Genomic DNA, 17,085 nt, shown 5'->3' on the forward strand with positions numbered 1-17,085 from the left:
AATGGAAATTGTAAAATCAGTATTTCAATCGAAGAGTAAACGCTACCAGTTTATTCGTTATTGCACGGTGGGAACGTTGGCCGCCGGAATACATTATGGGGTTTATTATCTGTTGCAGGAATACGAAATGACCAACTTGAATATTGCCTACACGATAGGCTATGTGACGAGTTTTATCTGTAATTTCTTTCTGACTTCTTATTTCACGTTCCGTAGCAACCCTTCTTTGAAAAGGGCTTTGGGATTTGGAGGCAGCCATTTGGTGAACTATCTGATACATATGGGATTGTTCAATTTGTTCCTGTATCTGAATGTAGATCAGGAGATAGCTCCCTTGTGTGTGCTCGCTGTGGCTGTTCCCACTAATTTTCTGATGCTCCGCTTTGTGTTTAAACATAAGAAGGAACAGGCTGCTGATCAAGTCGCAGAATAGACTTCCCGGCTATTATTTTCTGCCGAAGTCTGCCGGAATCTCTCCCCACACTTTGGTTTCCCATTTAAGAATACGGGTGGTGTAAGTGTTCTCCCTGAGCCACTTCTCTGCCCGTTCTATCACTGTGAAGAGTTCTTCAGTCTCTTCATTCCGCGGAAGTTTGGTTTTGCATTTTTTCTGTCGCACCCAGCTGATGGCATTCACGCTGTCGCTATAAATGGGCATATCAAATCCTTTCTGTTTCAGCAACGCCAGTCCGTGCACGATGGCCAGAAACTCTCCGATATTGTTTGTACCTTTCATCGGGCCGAAATGAAAAATTTCCTGGCGGCTTGCCACGTGTACTCCCCGATACTCCATCGGACCGGGATTGCCACTGCACGCAGCATCGACTGCCAGACTATTGTCAATGACGGAAGCAGGCAGTGTATCGGAACCGGTTCGGGCAGCTTCCGTTTTTTTCTTCGCATTCTTGCCGATGTAGGCGTAAGGTGACGAGGCCAGTGCACGTTCCGCCTCTTCGCGGGTGTCGAACGATTTGTACTTTGCACCTTCATAACCCTTGATCTGGAGCTGGCAATCCGTCCAGGAAGCATATACTCCCGGCGTCACTCCTTCCCATACTACGTAGAACTTTTCTTTAGCCATTTTCTGATAATGAATGATTATGTCAACAGCATTGACGGTGCGAAGGTACAAATATATTCCGGAATCGAACAAGTTGGCAGAGAAGCTTGTTCTAATTTATAAGGAGTTTAAGAAAATAAAATTAAGAAAGGAGCTATTATGGAAAGAACTTTTAGTGAAGCTTTGAAGAATCGTCGGACTTATTATTCGATTACCGACCAGTCACCTATTCCGGATCAGGAGATAGAATGCATTATCAATCTGGCAGTGAGACACGTGCCGTCGGCATTCAATTCTCAATCTACCCGTGTGGTGCTTCTTCTTGGCAAGTCTCATAAAAAGTTATGGAACATTGTAAGAGATGCGTTGAGGAAGATTGTGCCGGGAGAAGCGTTTGCGAAAACCGAAGAAAAGATTGACAATTCCTTTGCCTGTGGATATGGTACGGTGCTGTTCTTTGAAGATCAGAAGGTGGTGAAGGGGCTTCAGGAAGCTTTCCCGTCTTATCAGGAGAATTTCCCCGGATGGTCATTACAAACCTCGGCGATGCATCAGCTGGCTGTTTGGGTGATGCTTGAAGATGTGGGCTTCGGTGCTTCCCTGCAACATTATAATCCATTGATTGATGATGAGGTGCGTCGGGCATGGAATTTGCCTGCACATTGGCATCTGATTGCGGAAATGCCGTTCGGAGTGCCTGTCAATCAGCCGGGAGAAAAAGAGTTCCAGCCACTGGAAGAACGGATAAAAGTTTTTAAATAATAGAGAATCATTCTTCATTATTCATTAAATGATTAATTTTGTGAGCAAAATTAATCATTTATGGTTCGTATCTTCCTTACCGGCTATATGGGTGCCGGAAAAACTACTTTGGGCAAGGCTTTTGCCCGCAAACTGAATATCCCGTTCATTGATCTGGACTGGTATATCGAAGAACGTTTTCATAAAACTGTCGGAGAACTATTCACGGAACGGGGGGAAGCCGGATTTCGAGAGTTGGAAAGAAATATGCTTCATGAGGTAGCTGAGTTTGAGAACGTCGTTATCTCTACAGGCGGGGGAGCACCCTGCTTTTATGACAATATGGAGTTTATGAACCGGACGGGGAAAACCGTTTTCTTGAATGTACATCCCGATGTGCTGTTCAGACGCTTGCGTATTGCCAAGCAGCAACGTCCCATTCTTCAGGGAAAGGAAGATGATGAATTAATGGATTTCATCATTCAGGCGCTTGAAAAGCGCGCACCTTTTTATACGCAGGCGCAATATATCTTTAATGCGGACGAACTGGAAGACCGCTGGCAGATTGAATCATCTGTGCAACGTCTGCAGGAACTGCTGGAATTATAAATTAAGACCGGTTATATAAACCAATTGGAAGAAATAATATCCAATTAATTGGCAGCCTGTAGATAAATCTGTATTTTTGCCATCCAATTATTTACTAAAAACACTGAATAACAGAAAATGAGAAAGTGGCGTATTGAAGATTCTGAAGAACTCTACAACATTACGGGTTGGGGTACTTCGTACTTTAGTATTAATGACGCAGGTCATGTTGTTGTTACACCGCGGAGAGATGGAGTGACCGTCGACCTGAAGGAACTGGTTGACGAGTTACAATTGCGGGATGTGGCATCTCCCATGCTGTTGCGTTTCCCGGATATTTTGGACAACCGTATTGAAAAGATGTCTTCCTGTTTTAAGCAGGCTGCCGAAGAGTACGGGTATAAAGCCGAGAATTTTATCATCTATCCCATTAAGGTCAACCAGATGCGTCCTGTGGTAGAAGAGATTATCAGCCACGGAAAGAAATTCAATCTCGGACTGGAAGCCGGTTCCAAACCGGAACTTCATGCGGTGATTGCCGTCAATACGGATTCTGACTCATTGATTGTTTGTAACGGCTATAAAGACGAAAGTTATATCGAACTGGCACTCCTTGCCCAAAAGATGGGCAAACGTATCTTCCTCGTAGTAGAGAAGATGAACGAACTGAAACTGATAGCCAAAATGGCGAAGCAGTTGAATGTGCAGCCCAATATCGGTATTCGTATTAAACTGGCTTCTTCCGGCAGTGGAAAATGGGAAGAATCGGGCGGTGATGCCAGCAAGTTCGGTCTGACTTCCAGCGAACTGCTCGAAGCGCTTGACTTTATGGAAAGCAAGGGCTTGAAAGATTGCCTGAAACTGATTCATTTCCATATTGGCAGCCAGGTGACGAAGATTCGTCGCATTAAGACGGCTTTGCGCGAAGCTTCTCAATTTTACGTGCAGCTTCACTCTATGGGATTCAATGTGGAGTTTGTGGACATCGGCGGCGGACTGGGCGTTGATTATGACGGAACCCGTTCTTCCAATAGTGAAGGTAGTGTAAACTATTCTATTCAGGAATATGTGAATGACTCCATTTCTACATTGGTAGATGTCAGCGATAAAAACGGCATCCCGCATCCGAACATCATTACCGAGAGCGGACGGGCATTGACGGCTCATCACTCTGTCTTGATCTTCGAGGTGCTCGAAACAGCTACTCTTCCGGAATGGGATGATGAAGAGGAAATCGCTCCGGATGCACATGAGCTTGTGCAGGAACTGTACAGTATCTGGGATTCGTTGAACCAGAATAAGATGCTGGAAGCATGGCATGATGCACAACAGATTCGGGAAGAAGCGCTCGACTTGTTCAGTCATGGTATTGTGGATTTGAAGACCCGTGCTCAGATCGAGCGTTTGTATTGGTCCATTACGCGGGAAATTAATCAGATCGCCGGAGGCTTGAAACATGCGCCGGATGAATTCCGGGGATTGTCCAAGTTGCTGGCGGATAAATATTTTTGTAATTTCTCATTGTTCCAGTCCTTGCCCGACTCTTGGGCGATTGATCAGATATTTCCGATTATGCCTATTCAGCGGTTGGATGAGAAGCCGGAGCGTTCGGCTACCCTGCAGGATATCACCTGTGATTCGGACGGAAAGATTGCAAATTTCATTTCTACCCGGAATGTGGCTCATTATCTGCCTGTGCATAGTCTGAAGAAAACAGAACCTTACTATCTGGCTGTTTTCCTGGTCGGAGCTTATCAGGAGATTCTGGGAGATATGCATAATCTGTTTGGAGATACGAATGCTGTTCACGTTTCTGTGAATGAAAAGGGATATAATATCGAACAGATTATTGATGGTGAGACAGTAGCGGAAGTGTTGGATTACGTACAATATAATCCTAAAAAACTGGTACGTACCCTTGAAACATGGGTGACCAAGTCTGTAAAAGAAGGAAAGATATCATTGGAAGAGGGTAAAGAGTTTCTGTCCAACTATCGTTCGGGACTTTACGGCTATACTTACTTAGAATAACCGACAAGGTGCCGGAGCTGAGTTCTCCATTCGGCAAACTTATTAGAATTGAATAAAAAATGAGGGAAAAACTAACTGTAATTAAGGTGGGTGGAAAAATCGTAGAAGAGGAAGCCACCCTTCTTCAGTTGTTGAATGACTTTGCCGCCATCAGCGGACATAAAGTGCTGGTTCACGGCGGCGGTCGCTCGGCAACAAAGATTGCCGCACAACTAGGTATTGAAAGCAAAATGGTAAATGGTCGTCGTATTACCGATGCGGAAACGTTGAAAGTGGTAACGATGGTGTATGGTGGTCTGGTAAACAAGAATATTGTTGCCGGGTTGCAGGCCCGTGGAGTGAACGCTCTTGGACTGACTGGGGCGGATATGAATGTGATCCGATCGGTAAAGCGTCCGGTGAAAGAGGTTGATTATGGTTTCGTGGGCGATGTGGAGAAGGTAGATGCTTCTTTGCTGGCTGATCTGATTCATAAAGGAGTGGTGCCCGTGATGGCACCGTTGACACACGATGGTCAAGGTAATATGCTGAATACAAATGCGGATACCATTGCCGGAGAGACGGCAAAGGCTTTGTCGGCGCTGTTTGACGTGACGCTGGTGTACTGCTTCGAAAAGAAAGGTGTGCTGCGTGACGAGAATGATGACGATAGTGTGATCCCTGAGATTACCCGTGCCGAATTCGAACAATACGTTGCTGACGGCGTTATTCAAGGTGGCATGATTCCTAAGTTGGAGAATTCTTTTGAAGCAATTAATGCAGGAGTTACAGAAGTTGTAATTACCTTAGCATCAGCGATTAAAGACAACGAAGGAACGCGGATAAAAAAATAATTCAAAAAAAAGTAATGGGCGTCTGTAACTTTTCGTATCCCAGCCCGTCATTATTATAGAGATGCAAGAGATCAGCTTCCGAAACGATATTTTGCCGTTGAAGGATAAACTCTTTCGACTGGCGCTCAGAATAACCCTGGATAGGGCAGAAGCCGAGGATGTCGTTCAGGACACCATGATAAGGGTGTGGAACAAGCGTGATGAGTGGTCGCAATTTGAATCGGTTGAAGCCTATTGCCTGATAGTGGCAAAGAATCTGGCTATAGACCGGAGCCAGAAGAAAGAAGCTCAGAATGTGGAAATCACCCCCGAAATGGAGGAAGAACCTGATGCAAACAGTCCGTATGACCAGTTGGTTCATGATGAGAAAATGAACATTATCAATAGACTGGTGAACGAACTTCCCGAAAAACAGCGGCTTATCATGCAACTGAGGGACATTGAAGGTGAAAGCTATAAGAAAATTGCAACCCTTCTGAATCTGACAGAGGAACAAGTGAAAGTGAACCTTTTCAGAGCCAGACAAAAGGTAAAACAAAGGTATTTAGAAATTGACGAATATGGATTATAAGGATATAGAACAGCTCCTGGAGCGATATTGGCAATGCGAAACTTCCGTGGAGGAGGAATCTGTGTTGCGCGACTTCTTCACAAAGGAGGAAGTACCCGCTCATTTGCTCCGCTATAAAAACTTGTTTGTTTATCAGCAGGTTCAGCAGGAGGTAGGACTGGGCGAAGACTTTGACGCACGTATTCTGGCACAGGTGGAAACTCCGGTAGTGAAGGCAAAGCGTCTGACACTGACAGGAAGATTCATCCCCCTGTTCAAGGCCGCTGCTGTGATTGCAATCATCCTTTCATTAGGAAATGTAGCGCAACATTCTTTTTCCGGAGATGATGGAAGAGTATTGGCAACGGATACCATTGGTAAACAGCTGACCGCACCGTCGGTAGCTCTGTCAAATGAGCTGAAAGCAGATCAGGCATTGGCTGACAGCCTTGCGAAGATCAACAAGGTGCAGGTTATGAAAGAATAGACATTTTCATTTGCTTTAAACATATAATATAGTTAGTGTGCTTTAATTAAAACAACATAGAAAGCGAAACTGTGAAGTTTTCAATTCTCTCAAATTTTTTATAATGAAACTAACTAAATAAATGGGCTACCGCGAGATGCAGTAGCCCTTTTATGTTTTTGGGATGTTTATGGATTTAGTCTAGTTTGCGGAGCTTCTTGTGAGGGAAATCAATAGCCTGAGGATTTCCTTTGTAAGCGACGTTGCCGCTTCCGCTGACGTGCCCGCCTAGTTTGCCGTTGACGAAGCAGCTGATGTTACCCGAACCCGAGATACCTGCATATACGTCCGTAGCTTCCAGGTCGGCAGCTTTGATATTGCCGGAACCTGATATGTTGTACTTTGCTGCGCCTGTCATGCCGTCAAGGGTGATGTTGCCCGATCCGGAAATGCTTGCAGAGCAGGTTTTGCTGTCGATTTGTTTGAGTCTGACATCACCCGAACCATGAATTGAGATGGCCAGATGTCCGGTATCGAATGTGCTTCCTCCTAAATTGCCCGAACCGTTAATCGTTACTTTAAGATCTCCCTCGGTGTGAATGCCGTTCGCAAAGAGAATGCCACCCGATCCGTTGAGTGTCAGTCCGTTCAGGTCCGGTGAGAAAACTTTGATCTCTAGTTTGCCCTTGTCGATGATATTGACATTCTTTTTAAATTTTATATTCAATGTTTTTCCGTTTACTTTTGTTTCCAGGAGTTCTACGATATTGTCCGAACCGTAAATCTCGATGCGGGAGGAGGAGTCTTGCTGGTAGATGATGTTGGCACTTCCGGACATGCTGATGTCATTGAAATGTTCCAGATTCTCTTTTTTGGTGATGTAGTTTTTACTGCCTTTCACAATAGGGCCATTAAAACAGGAGGTGGCGGAGAATATCAGAATTATTCCGAGCAGCCATGCAGTCAATGTGTTTCTTTTCATAATTGATAGTTGATTTTAATATGAGTTTATATGGATTAGACGTTGCGAGTTACTATAAAGTTGCATTGAATATCACTTTTTTCGCCACCGGCTTCTTTTTTTATTATTTTTGCAGCATCGGTTAAGGAGGAGAAAATGGATACAGTGATAGAAGATGATGAATTGGGAAGTTTGATAGTACGTGTCAATCCACGTGCCCGCAGTTTGGTGTTCCGTACCAAAAGCGATGCGGTCTACGTTTCTGTACCTCCCGGCACCACGACGAAAGAGGTGAAGCGTGCTATTGAGAATCTTCGTAGTAAGTTGCTGCTTTCCCGTCAGAAGGTTGCCCGTCCGTTGATTGACTTGGACTATAAGATTGATGCCGAGCATTTCAAACTATCTCTCATCTTAGGTGAAAAGGAGCAGTTTTTGGCTAATTCGCGATTGGGTGTCATGCAGATCGTTTGTCCGCCTCAAGCGGATTTTACTGATGAAAATTTACAGAACTGGTTGCGTAAAGTGATTGAAGAATCTTTGAGGCGGAATGCGAAAAGTATTCTTCCTCCTCGTTTGGAGCATCTTTCGGCGCAATGTGGATTGTCTTATGCCAGCGTGAAGATAAACTCCAGCCAGGGACGCTGGGGGAGTTGCTCGGCGAGAAAAAATATAAATCTGTCCTATTATCTTGTCCTGTTGCCCTCCCACCTGATCGACTATGTGCTTCTGCACGAGTTGTGCCATACTCGTGAGATGAATCACGGTGAGCGTTTCTGGGACTTGCTGAACCGGTTCACAGATGGCAAGGCCCTTGCTTTGCGTAAAGAATTGAAGAAGTATCGCACAGAGATATAAGATGCTTGGGATAAGGAACTCCTGATATTAAGCAGACTCTTATTTAGCAAGCTGTTTGATTCCGTCCGTTTCTTTTTCAAACTGATAAGTTCCTCCCTTCTCGCTGAGATCGAAAACGGATGCTATTTCCGTTTTATTGTCTACAATCATCAGTGCGCTTTGTTCTGCAAACCGACCGACCTCTACCGTAAAGGCTTCTTCCTGCATGACTTGATTGGCGATAAGGCTGTCATTGACGAACAGCGAAATGGAATCTCCGGCAAATCCTTTTACCAGGCTGATCGTATAAGTTTCAATATAATGTCGTTCTGCCTGGTTTTCCCGTTGCAGGCGTAAGCTCATATAAATGAAAATAACTACGACAAAAATGACGGCAAAAGCCAGAATGCCATTGCTGACCATAAACTGTTTGTTGGTGTTGAGATGATGTGCCATAGCCGTTGTATTTTTAATTATTGCGGTGTAAAGATACAATTATTTTTTGTATTACTAAGAATTTCATTATCTTAGCAACCAACATCCGTCTGAATTCAGGATTGTATCGGTGTCGTGGAGTGTGTAAACCTAAGTTGAATATATACAATAAAGATTATGGATCATGAAGTGTTTATTAGCTATTCAAGTGCCAATATACAGACGGCACAGGCAATATGTCATGCATTAGAAAGTAACAGGATCAAGTGTTGGATGGCTCCGCGTGACATAAGACCCGGAGCGGAGTATGGTGATATTATTGAAGAAGCTATTGTGACCTGTAAAGTGTTCCTGATTGTCTTTTCTGAAACGTCTCAAATATCCCGCTGGGTGCGTAGTGAACTGAATATTGGCTTTAGCAGCAATAAGCCTATTATACCTTTCCGCATAGATCCTACTGATCTGAAAGGGTCTATGAAACTGATGCTGAATGATAAACACTGGCTGAATGCTTATCCTAATCCGGAAGAGAAGTTTAGTGAGCTGGCTGCGGTCATACTTGATCTGTTGCAACATCCGGCTGTGGATACAATTTCACCTCCCGGCTTTCAACCGGCTTCGAATGTCGCTTCTGCAGACGGTAGTAATGCCGGTGCGCAGGGGTTATTCGGAAAACTGCTCAATCAGCTGTTCGTTAAGCGGAGAGTGAAAGTAACTTCTGATCATGCTGCCGAAATATTCCTGAATGGTGAGAGAAAAGGAAAACTGGATGCTTATGAAACTGGTAACTATTCTGTCAGTGAGGATTTCTATCAGCTGGAAGTTTATAGCTGTGAGTACGGGAAAAAAGTGAAATGTGAATATAGCGGATCTTTTTCCAATTCTTCGACAGTTATTATTTCTGTGGATATGGCTACGGCTGAAAAGCAATATCTGATGAAAGCTAAAAATATAACTTCCGGGCAGATCAATGATTTGGGAATTATCTTCCTGGATGAAGGAAAATTTGAAGATGCCCAGGAGTGTTTCCTGAAAGCTGCAAGTATGGGAGAAGCTGCCGCTGCTTATAATTTAGGAATGATGTACCATTTTGGCAAAGGGGTGGAAATAGATTACGATGTCGCGCGTGAATATTATGAAGAGGCGGTAAAGAGTGACTATCCGTTGGCGCTGAATAATTTGGGCTCAATTTATTATAACGGACATGGAGTGAGAAAAGACATTGCGAAATCGTTCCCATATTTTTGTCGTGCGGCAGAGAGAGGGGTGGAATCCGCTCAGTTTACGGTTGCTACCATGTTGTTTTACGGTCAGGGAGTGGCAGTAGATAAAGCCAAGGCTAAAAAGTGGTTCCAAAAAGCCGCAGCTCAAGGCTGTAAGGATTCTCAAAACTATCTGAATTCCTGGGTTGATGATTAGATATTGGTGTTTGTGCCTGATATACGACTATTAATTCATACTTTTTTTCTTTAATGTTTTGTAGTCGAATAGATTATTTATATCTTTGCAACCGAAATGGATGAAAGGTGGAGGGGCGATTAAGCTCCTTTTTTTGTTCTTATATAGTTAATAAATGATAGAAAAGAAAACTGTTTGTCAGATTGTTGAAGAGTGGCTGGAAGGAAAAGACTACTTTCTGGTAGAGGTGACCGTGAGCCCGGATGACAAGATCGTGGTCGAAATAGACCACGCAGAAGGAGTTTGGATTGAAGACTGCGTAGAGCTTAGCCGCTTTATCGAGTCGAAACTGAACCGTGAAGAGGAAGATTATGAACTGGAAGTGGGCTCTGCCGGTATCGGACAACCCTTTAAAGTGCTGCAACAGTATTACATCCACATCGGACAAGAGGTGGAAGTAGTGACCAGAGACGGACGTAAACTGGCAGGTATCCTGAAAGATGCCGATGAAGAGAAGTTTACAGTAGGCGTACAGAAGAAGGTAAAACTCGAAGGTTCCAAGCGTCCGAAGTTGATCGAAGAGGACGAAACCTTCACTTATGAGCAAATAAAATATACTAAATACTTAATTAGCTTTAAATAGTTATGGCCAAAAAAGAAGAAACAATCAGCTTGATTGATACATTTTCGGAATTTAAGGAACTGAAGAATATCGATAGAACGACGATGGTTAGCGTACTTGAAGAGTCGTTCCGTAGCGTAATCGCGAAAATGTTTGGCACCGATGAGAATTACGACGTGATCGTGAACCCGGACAAGGGTGACTTCGAGATATGGCGTAACCGTGAAGTTGTGGCCGATGAAGATTTGACAAACCCCAATATGCAGATTTCGCTGACGGAAGCACAGAAAATCGATGCTTCATACGAAGAAGGCGAAGAAGTGACTGATGAGGTGATCTTTGCCAAGTTCGGACGTCGTGCTATCCTGAATCTCCGTCAGACACTGGCTTCAAAGATTCTGGAACTTGAAAAGGACAGTATTTATAATAAATATATTGATAAAGTAGGTACAATCATCAACGCGGAAGTATACCAGATCTGGAAAAAGGAAATGTTGCTTCTGGACGATGAAGGAAACGAACTGCTGTTGCCTAAGACTGAACAGATCCCGAGCGACTTTTATCGTAAAGGTGAAACAGCCCGTGCAGTGGTTGCCCGCGTAGACAACAAGAACAATAATCCGAAGATTATTTTGTCACGTACTTCTCCCGTTTTCCTGCAACGTCTGTTCGAAATGGAAGTACCTGAAATCAATGATGGTTTGATTACCATTAAAAAGATTGCCCGTATCCCTGGCGAACGTGCCAAGATCGCAGTGGAATCTTATGATGACAGAATCGATCCCGTAGGCGCCTGCGTAGGTGTAAAAGGGAGTCGTATTCATGGGATTGTTCGTGAATTACGCAATGAAAATATCGACGTAATCAATTACACATCGAACATTTCATTGTTTATCCAGCGTGCTTTGAGCCCGGCTAAGATTTCTTCTATCCGTCTGAATGAGGAAGAGAAAAAGGCTGAGGTATTCCTTAAACCGGAAGAGGTATCGCTTGCTATTGGTAAAGGCGGTTTGAATATCAAGCTGGCCAGTATGTTGACTGAGTACACTATCGACGTGTTCCGTGAATTGGATGAGAATGTGGCTGACGAGGATATCTATCTCGACGAGTTCAGAGATGAAATCGACGGATGGGTGATCGATGCAATCAAGGCTATCGGTATCGATACTGCGAAGGCTGTGTTGAATGCGCCTCGCGAGATGTTGATTGAAAAGACGGACCTGGAAGAAGAGACAGTGGACGAGGTAATACGTATTTTGAAATCGGAGTTTGAAGAAGAACCGGCAGCAGAGATGGAGCCTGAGACAGAGGCGGAACCTGAAGCTGAACCAACACAAGAGTAATATGCATTACGATTGAATTTTCTTCGCTCCATTTATTCATTAAATTTTAAATATGACGATAAGGTTAAACAAAGTTACAAGAGATTTGAATGTAGGAATCGCGACGGTAGTTGAGTTCCTGCAAAAGAAAGGGTATACCGTTGAGGCTAATCCTAATACCAAAATTAGTGAGGAGCAGTACGCTGTGCTCGTTAAAGAGTTTAGTACAGACAAGAACCTTAGACTTGAATCGGAGCGTTTCATCCAGGAACGTCAGAATAAGGAACGTAATAAGGCATCGGTATCTATCGAGGGCTTCGAGAAGCAGCAGGAGAAACCGAAGTCGGAAGATGTGATTAAGACAGTCGTACCGGAGGATGCACGTCCTAAGTTTAAACCTGTCGGAAAAATAGATTTGGATAAATTCAGCGGTCGGAGAACAGATAAAGTAGAAAAAGCGCCGGAAAAGAAAGTAGAACCTGTAGTAGAACAACCTGTGGTAGAGCAACCCGTTGCTGAAAAAACAGTCGTTGAGAAACCAGTGGTTGAATCCGAAGTGAAAAAGGAAGAGCCGAAAGTGGAAAAGGTGGAAGTAATTGCACCGAAACCTGCACCGGTAGAACAGCCAGTAGTAGCGCCGAAACTTGCAGTGGAGACAAAACCGGTAGAAGTTGAGAAAGTAGTAGTGGAAGAAGTAAAGAAAGAAGAGCCGAAGGTGGTAGAAACTGCACCTGTGAAGGCAGAAGAACGTAAAGTAGAAAGAACGGCAGAAGTAACTGCAACAGTGACAACTCCGACTGAAGAAAATGCGTCGAAAGAAAATGAGGTGTTTAAAATCCGTCAACCGGAACTGGGTGCGAAGATCAATGTCATCGGTCAGATTGACCTGGCTGCATTGAATCAGTCTACCCGTCCTAAGAAGAAATCGAAGGAAGAAAAACGCCGTGAACGCGAAGAAAAAGAAAAAGTTCGTCAGGATCAGAAGAAACTGATGAAGGAAGCTATCATCAAGGAAATCCGTAAAGAGGACAGTAAACAGGCAAAACCGGGCGTAAAAGATAATAATGCCGATGCTGCCAGAAAGAAACGGAATCGTATCAACAAAGAGAAGGTGGATGTCAACAATGTGGCAACTTCCAACTTTGCTGCTCCGAGACCCAATACTCAGACCGGTAAAGGTGGTGGCAACCATCCCCGTCCTCAGGGTCAAGGCCAGGGACAGGGCAATAATAATAACAACAACAAGAAGAATAATAATAAGGATCGCTTCAAGAAGCCGGTTATCAAGCAGGAGGTTAGCGAAGAAGATGTAGCAAAGCAGGTAAAAGAAACTTTGGCACGTCTGACAACCAAGGGTAAGAACAAGACTTCTAAGTACCGCAAGGAAAAACGTGAAATGGCTTCCAACCGTATGCAGGAACTGGAAGATCAGGAAATGGCAGAAAGCAAGGTACTGAAGCTGACTGAGTTCGTAACGGCTAACGAGTTGGCAACGATGATGGACGTATCAGTCAATCAGGTTATTGCAACTTGTATGAGTATTGGTATGATGGTTTCCATCAACCAGCGTCTGGATGCGGAAACAATCAATCTGGTAGCCGAAGAGTTTGGTTTCAAGACCGAATATGTAAGTGCGGAAGTGGCACAGGCTATCGTGGAAGAAGAAGATGCTCCGGAAGATTTGCAGCCACGTGCTCCAATTGTAACGGTGATGGGACACGTTGACCACGGTAAGACATCCTTGCTTGACTACATCCGTAAGGCGAATGTAATTGCCGGTGAAGCCGGAGGTATTACACAGCACATCGGTGCTTACAACGTACAGTTGGAAGACGGACGCCGTATTACGTTCCTGGATACTCCGGGTCATGAGGCGTTTACCGCTATGCGTGCCCGTGGTGCGAAAGTAACGGATATCGCGATCATTATTGTGGCAGCCGATGATAACGTGATGCCGCAGACGAAGGAAGCGATCAATCATGCGATGGCAGCAGGTGTACCTATTGTATTTGCAATCAATAAGGTAGATAAGCCGACTGCTAATCCGGACAAGATTAAAGAAGAACTGGCTGCAATGAACTATCTCGTGGAAGAATGGGGTGGTAAATACCAGTCACAAGATATCTCTGCCAAGAAAGGTATGGGTGTGGAAGATTTGATGGAAAAAGTATTGCTGGAAGCTGAAATGCTTGATTTGAAGGCAAATCCGAACCGTAATGCGACAGGGTCCATCATTGAATCTTCATTGGATAAGGGACGTGGTTATGTAGCTACGGTGCTGGTATCGAATGGTACTTTGAAAGTAGGAGATATTGTATTGGCAGGAACCAGCTACGGACGTGTGAAAGCCATGTTCAACGAACGTAATCAGCGCGTGAAAGAAGCGGGACCAGCCGAACCGGCATTGATTCTGGGACTGAACGGTGCTCCTGCTGCAGGTGATACGTTCCATGTAGTTGAAAGTGATCAGGAAGCCCGTGAAATCACGAATAAACGTGAACAGCTGGCTCGTGAACAAGGCTTGCGTACACAGAAGATCCTGACTTTGGACGAACTTGGCCGTCGTATTGCTTTGGGTAACTTCCAGGAATTGAACATCATCGTCAAAGGTGACGTGGACGGTTCTGTAGAAGCATTGAGCGACTCGTTGATCAAGTTGTCTACTGAACAGATCCAGGTAAATGTGATCCATAAAGGCGTGGGTGCTATCTCCGAATCGGATGTATCACTGGCTGCTGCTTCGGATGCGATTATCGTCGGATTCCAGGTACGTCCTTCGGGTGCTGCCGCTAAGATGGCGGAACAGGAAGGTGTCGATATCCGTAAGTACTCCGTCATCTACGATGCAATCGAGGAGGTGAAGGCCGCTATGGAAGGTATGTTAGCTCCGGAACTGAAAGAACAGATTACGGCTACGATCGAAATCCGCGAAGTGTTCAATATCACGAAAGTGGGACTTGTGGCTGGTGCGGTAGTGAAGACCGGAAAGGTGAAACGAAGCGACAAGGCTCGTCTGATCCGCGATGGTATCGTTATCTTCACCGGAAACATCAATGCACTGAAACGCTTCAAGGACGACGTGAAGGAAGTAGGTACAAACTTCGAGTGCGGTATCAGTCTGGTGAACTGCAACGACATGAAGGTAGGCGATATGATCGAGACATTCGAAGAAATAGAAGTGAAACAGACGTTATAAATTGTACTGAATCGAGAATATACGGAGGCACAGAGTGGATTTACAACTCCGTGCCTCCTTTTTCTTTTAAAAAGAGATAATGACAACGATTGATATAATTATCCTTATTATAATAGGTGCCGGTGTGGTGGCGGGCTTTATGAAAGGCTTTATCCGTCAGCTGGCTTCTATTCTGGGATTGGTCGTCGGTTTGCTGGCAGCAAAGGCTTTGTATGCAACGTTGGCGGAGAAGCTTTGTCCGGCTGTGACAGACTCGATGACGGTTGCACAGGTATTGGCTTTTATTGTCATCTGGATCGCTGTTCCGCTGATATTCACGTTAGTGGCGTCCTTGCTGACGAAAGCGATGGAAGCTATTTCACTGGGGTGGCTGAACCGTTGGCTGGGAAGTGGATTGGGAGCACTCAAATTTCTGTTGTTAACGAGCCTTGTGATCTGTGTGATAGAGTTTATCGATAGCGATAATAAGTTAATTAGTGCAACAAAAAAGAGCGAATCATTGTTATATTATCCTATGGAAACGTTTGCGGGAATCTTTTTCCCTGCTGCTAAGAATATAACGCAACAATATATATTAGATAATAAAGATGCAACAAGAAGAACCCAATAAATATGTAAAGGAACTGACGCAGGAGAAGTATAAATATGGCTTCACCACGGAAGTACACACCGATGTTATTGAGCGTGGACTCAACGAAGATGTAGTTCGTCTGATTTCATCGAAAAAAGATGAACCCGAATGGCTGCTGGAGTTCCGACTGAAAGCGTATCGCCATTGGCTGACGCTGGAAATGCCGACTTGGGCACATCTCCGTATTCCGGAGATTGATTATCAGGCAATTTCGTACTATGCCGATCCGACGAAGAAGAAAGAAGGACCGAAGAGTATGGATGAAGTAGATCCGGAACTGATAAAGACATTCAATAAACTGGGGATTCCTTTGGAAGAACAGATGGCATTGAGCGGAATGGCTGTGGATGCAGTGATGGACTCGGTATCTGTAAAGACTACTTTCAAAGAGACACTGATGGAGAAAGGCATTATATTCTGCTCTTTTAGTGAAGCGGTACGGGAACATCCGGACCTTGTGAAGAAGTATATGGGCTCGGTAGTAGGCTATCGGGATAACTTCTTTGCTGCTTTGAACTCGGCCGTGTTCTCTGACGGTTCTTTCGTTTACATACCGAAGGGAGTACGCTGCCCGATGGAGCTTTCTACCTATTTCCGTATCAATGCCCGTAATACGGGACAGTTTGAACGTACGCTGATTGTGGCGGACGACGATTCGTATGTATCTTATCTGGAGGGATGTACCGCACCGATGCGTGATGAAAATCAGTTGCATGCGGCTATCGTGGAGATTGTGGTACATGATCGTGCAGAAGTGAAATACAGTACGGTTCAGAACTGGTATCCGGGTGATGCCGAAGGTAAAGGTGGAGTCTACAACTTTGTGACGAAACGCGGCAACTGCAAAGGGGTGGACAGCAAACTGTCCTGGACACAGGTGGAAACCGGTTCGGCTATCACGTGGAAGTACCCTTCCTGCATATTGACAGGCGATAATTCGACGGCTGAGTTTTATTCTGTAGCTGTGACAAATAATTATCAGCAGGCAGATACCGGAACAAAAATGATTCATCTGGGAAAGAATACCCGCAGCACGATTGTCAGCAAAGGTATCTCTGCCGGACATAGCGAGAACTCTTATCGCGGACTGGTACGTGTAGCTGAAAAAGCCGATAATGCACGAAATTACAGCCAGTGTGACTCTTTGCTGCTGGGCGACAAATGTGGTGCGCATACTTTCCCGTATATGGATATCCATAATGAGACGGCTGTGGTGGAGCATGAGGCGACTACCAGCAAGATCAGCGAAGATCAGATATTCTATTGCAATCAGCGGGGTATCCCGACGGAGGATGCTATCGGGCTGATTGTTAACGGATATGCGAAAGAAGTATTAAATAAACTTCCGATGGAGTTTGCAGTGGAAGCACAGAAGTTGCTTACTATTTCGTTGGAAGGAAGCGTGGGATAAAAAATA

At 44.6% G+C, this 17,085-nt stretch carries 17 protein-coding genes; 14 read left to right on the forward strand and 3 right to left on the reverse strand.

Going from position 1 to position 17,085, the window contains the following annotated elements; genetic code table 11:
* The first annotated feature begins 1 nt into the window (after position 1).
* Complete coding sequence (locus KTR07_RS15585; protein WP_048698591.1) at positions 2-433, forward strand: GtrA family protein; 432 nt, start codon at positions 2-4, stop codon at positions 431-433.
* 12 nt (positions 434-445) lie between these two features.
* Here the strand turns inward: KTR07_RS15585 and KTR07_RS15590 are convergent, their stop codons facing one another.
* A complete protein-coding gene (locus tag KTR07_RS15590; protein WP_008763654.1) occupies positions 446-1,081 on the reverse strand; it encodes a viroplasmin family protein in 636 nt (211 codons plus the stop codon).
* A gap of 138 nt (positions 1,082-1,219) precedes the next feature.
* On the opposite strand from KTR07_RS15590, the gene KTR07_RS15595 reads away from it, so the two are divergent.
* From KTR07_RS15595 to KTR07_RS15620, 6 genes are all read left to right on the forward strand, one after another.
* Positions 1,220-1,822: a nitroreductase family protein gene (locus KTR07_RS15595; protein ID WP_048698593.1), complete on the forward strand. Its 603-nt coding sequence runs from the start codon at positions 1,220-1,222 to the stop codon at positions 1,820-1,822.
* Positions 1,823-1,882: 60 nt separating this feature from the next.
* A complete protein-coding gene (locus KTR07_RS15600) occupies positions 1,883-2,410 on the forward strand; it encodes a shikimate kinase (protein ID WP_113747950.1) in 528 nt (175 codons plus the stop codon).
* Positions 2,411-2,527: 117 nt separating this feature from the next.
* On the forward strand, positions 2,528-4,420 hold the full coding sequence (gene speA / locus KTR07_RS15605; RefSeq protein ID WP_008767598.1) for a biosynthetic arginine decarboxylase: 1,893 nt from the start codon (positions 2,528-2,530) through the stop codon (positions 4,418-4,420).
* A 59-nt stretch (positions 4,421-4,479) separates the two neighbouring features.
* A complete protein-coding gene (gene argB, locus KTR07_RS15610) occupies positions 4,480-5,253 on the forward strand; it encodes an acetylglutamate kinase (protein WP_008767599.1) in 774 nt (257 codons plus the stop codon).
* A 61-nt stretch (positions 5,254-5,314) separates the two neighbouring features.
* Positions 5,315-5,824 carry an RNA polymerase sigma factor gene (locus KTR07_RS15615; protein WP_008763658.1) on the forward strand — a complete coding sequence of 170 codons (510 nt, stop codon included), beginning with the start codon at positions 5,315-5,317 and terminating at the stop codon, positions 5,822-5,824.
* Positions 5,814-6,290, forward strand: a complete 477-nt coding sequence (locus tag KTR07_RS15620; RefSeq protein ID WP_008767600.1) for a hypothetical protein — start codon at positions 5,814-5,816, stop codon at positions 6,288-6,290. Before KTR07_RS15615 ends, KTR07_RS15620 begins: the two co-directional genes overlap by 11 nt.
* A gap of 175 nt (positions 6,291-6,465) precedes the next feature.
* On the opposite strand, the gene KTR07_RS15625 is transcribed toward KTR07_RS15620, so the two are convergent.
* Positions 6,466-7,251, reverse strand: a complete 786-nt coding sequence (locus KTR07_RS15625; protein WP_008767601.1) for a head GIN domain-containing protein — start codon at positions 7,249-7,251, stop codon at positions 6,466-6,468.
* 135 nt (positions 7,252-7,386) lie between these two features.
* Here KTR07_RS15625 and KTR07_RS15630 point away from each other — a divergent pair, with 135 nt between their 5' ends.
* Positions 7,387-8,085: a SprT family zinc-dependent metalloprotease gene (locus KTR07_RS15630; protein ID WP_008767602.1), complete on the forward strand. Its 699-nt coding sequence runs from the start codon at positions 7,387-7,389 to the stop codon at positions 8,083-8,085.
* Between the two features lie 39 nt (positions 8,086-8,124).
* Here the strand turns inward: KTR07_RS15630 and KTR07_RS15635 are convergent, their stop codons facing one another.
* Complete coding sequence (locus KTR07_RS15635) at positions 8,125-8,520, reverse strand: hypothetical protein (protein WP_217315457.1); 396 nt, start codon at positions 8,518-8,520, stop codon at positions 8,125-8,127.
* A 156-nt stretch (positions 8,521-8,676) separates the two neighbouring features.
* Between KTR07_RS15635 and KTR07_RS15640 the strand changes: the two genes are divergently transcribed.
* From KTR07_RS15640 to sufB, 6 genes are all read left to right on the forward strand, one after another.
* Positions 8,677-9,918: a toll/interleukin-1 receptor domain-containing protein gene (locus KTR07_RS15640; protein WP_008767603.1), complete on the forward strand. Its 1,242-nt coding sequence runs from the start codon at positions 8,677-8,679 to the stop codon at positions 9,916-9,918.
* Positions 9,919-10,072: 154 nt separating this feature from the next.
* Complete coding sequence (gene rimP / locus KTR07_RS15645) at positions 10,073-10,540, forward strand: ribosome assembly cofactor RimP (protein WP_008767604.1); 468 nt, start codon at positions 10,073-10,075, stop codon at positions 10,538-10,540.
* A gap of 2 nt (positions 10,541-10,542) precedes the next feature.
* Positions 10,543-11,862 (forward strand): transcription termination factor NusA, encoded by a 1,320-nt coding sequence (gene nusA, locus KTR07_RS15650; RefSeq protein ID WP_008763665.1) that lies wholly within the window; start codon positions 10,543-10,545, stop codon positions 11,860-11,862.
* Positions 11,863-11,914: 52 nt separating this feature from the next.
* Positions 11,915-15,037, forward strand: coding sequence for a translation initiation factor IF-2 (gene infB, locus KTR07_RS15655; RefSeq protein ID WP_008767605.1), 3,123 nt, complete (start codon positions 11,915-11,917; stop codon positions 15,035-15,037).
* A gap of 79 nt (positions 15,038-15,116) precedes the next feature.
* Complete coding sequence (locus KTR07_RS15660; RefSeq protein ID WP_008767606.1) at positions 15,117-15,647, forward strand: CvpA family protein; 531 nt, start codon at positions 15,117-15,119, stop codon at positions 15,645-15,647.
* Positions 15,625-17,079, forward strand: coding sequence for a Fe-S cluster assembly protein SufB (gene sufB, locus KTR07_RS15665; protein WP_008767607.1), 1,455 nt, complete (start codon positions 15,625-15,627; stop codon positions 17,077-17,079). The genes KTR07_RS15660 and sufB overlap by 23 nt, the downstream gene beginning before the upstream one ends.
* Positions 17,080-17,085: the final 6 nt, after the last annotated feature.

This window comes from Bacteroides sp. MSK.20.82, assembly GCF_019052485.1.
Classification (GTDB): domain Bacteria; phylum Bacteroidota; class Bacteroidia; order Bacteroidales; family Bacteroidaceae; genus Bacteroides; species Bacteroides thetaiotaomicron.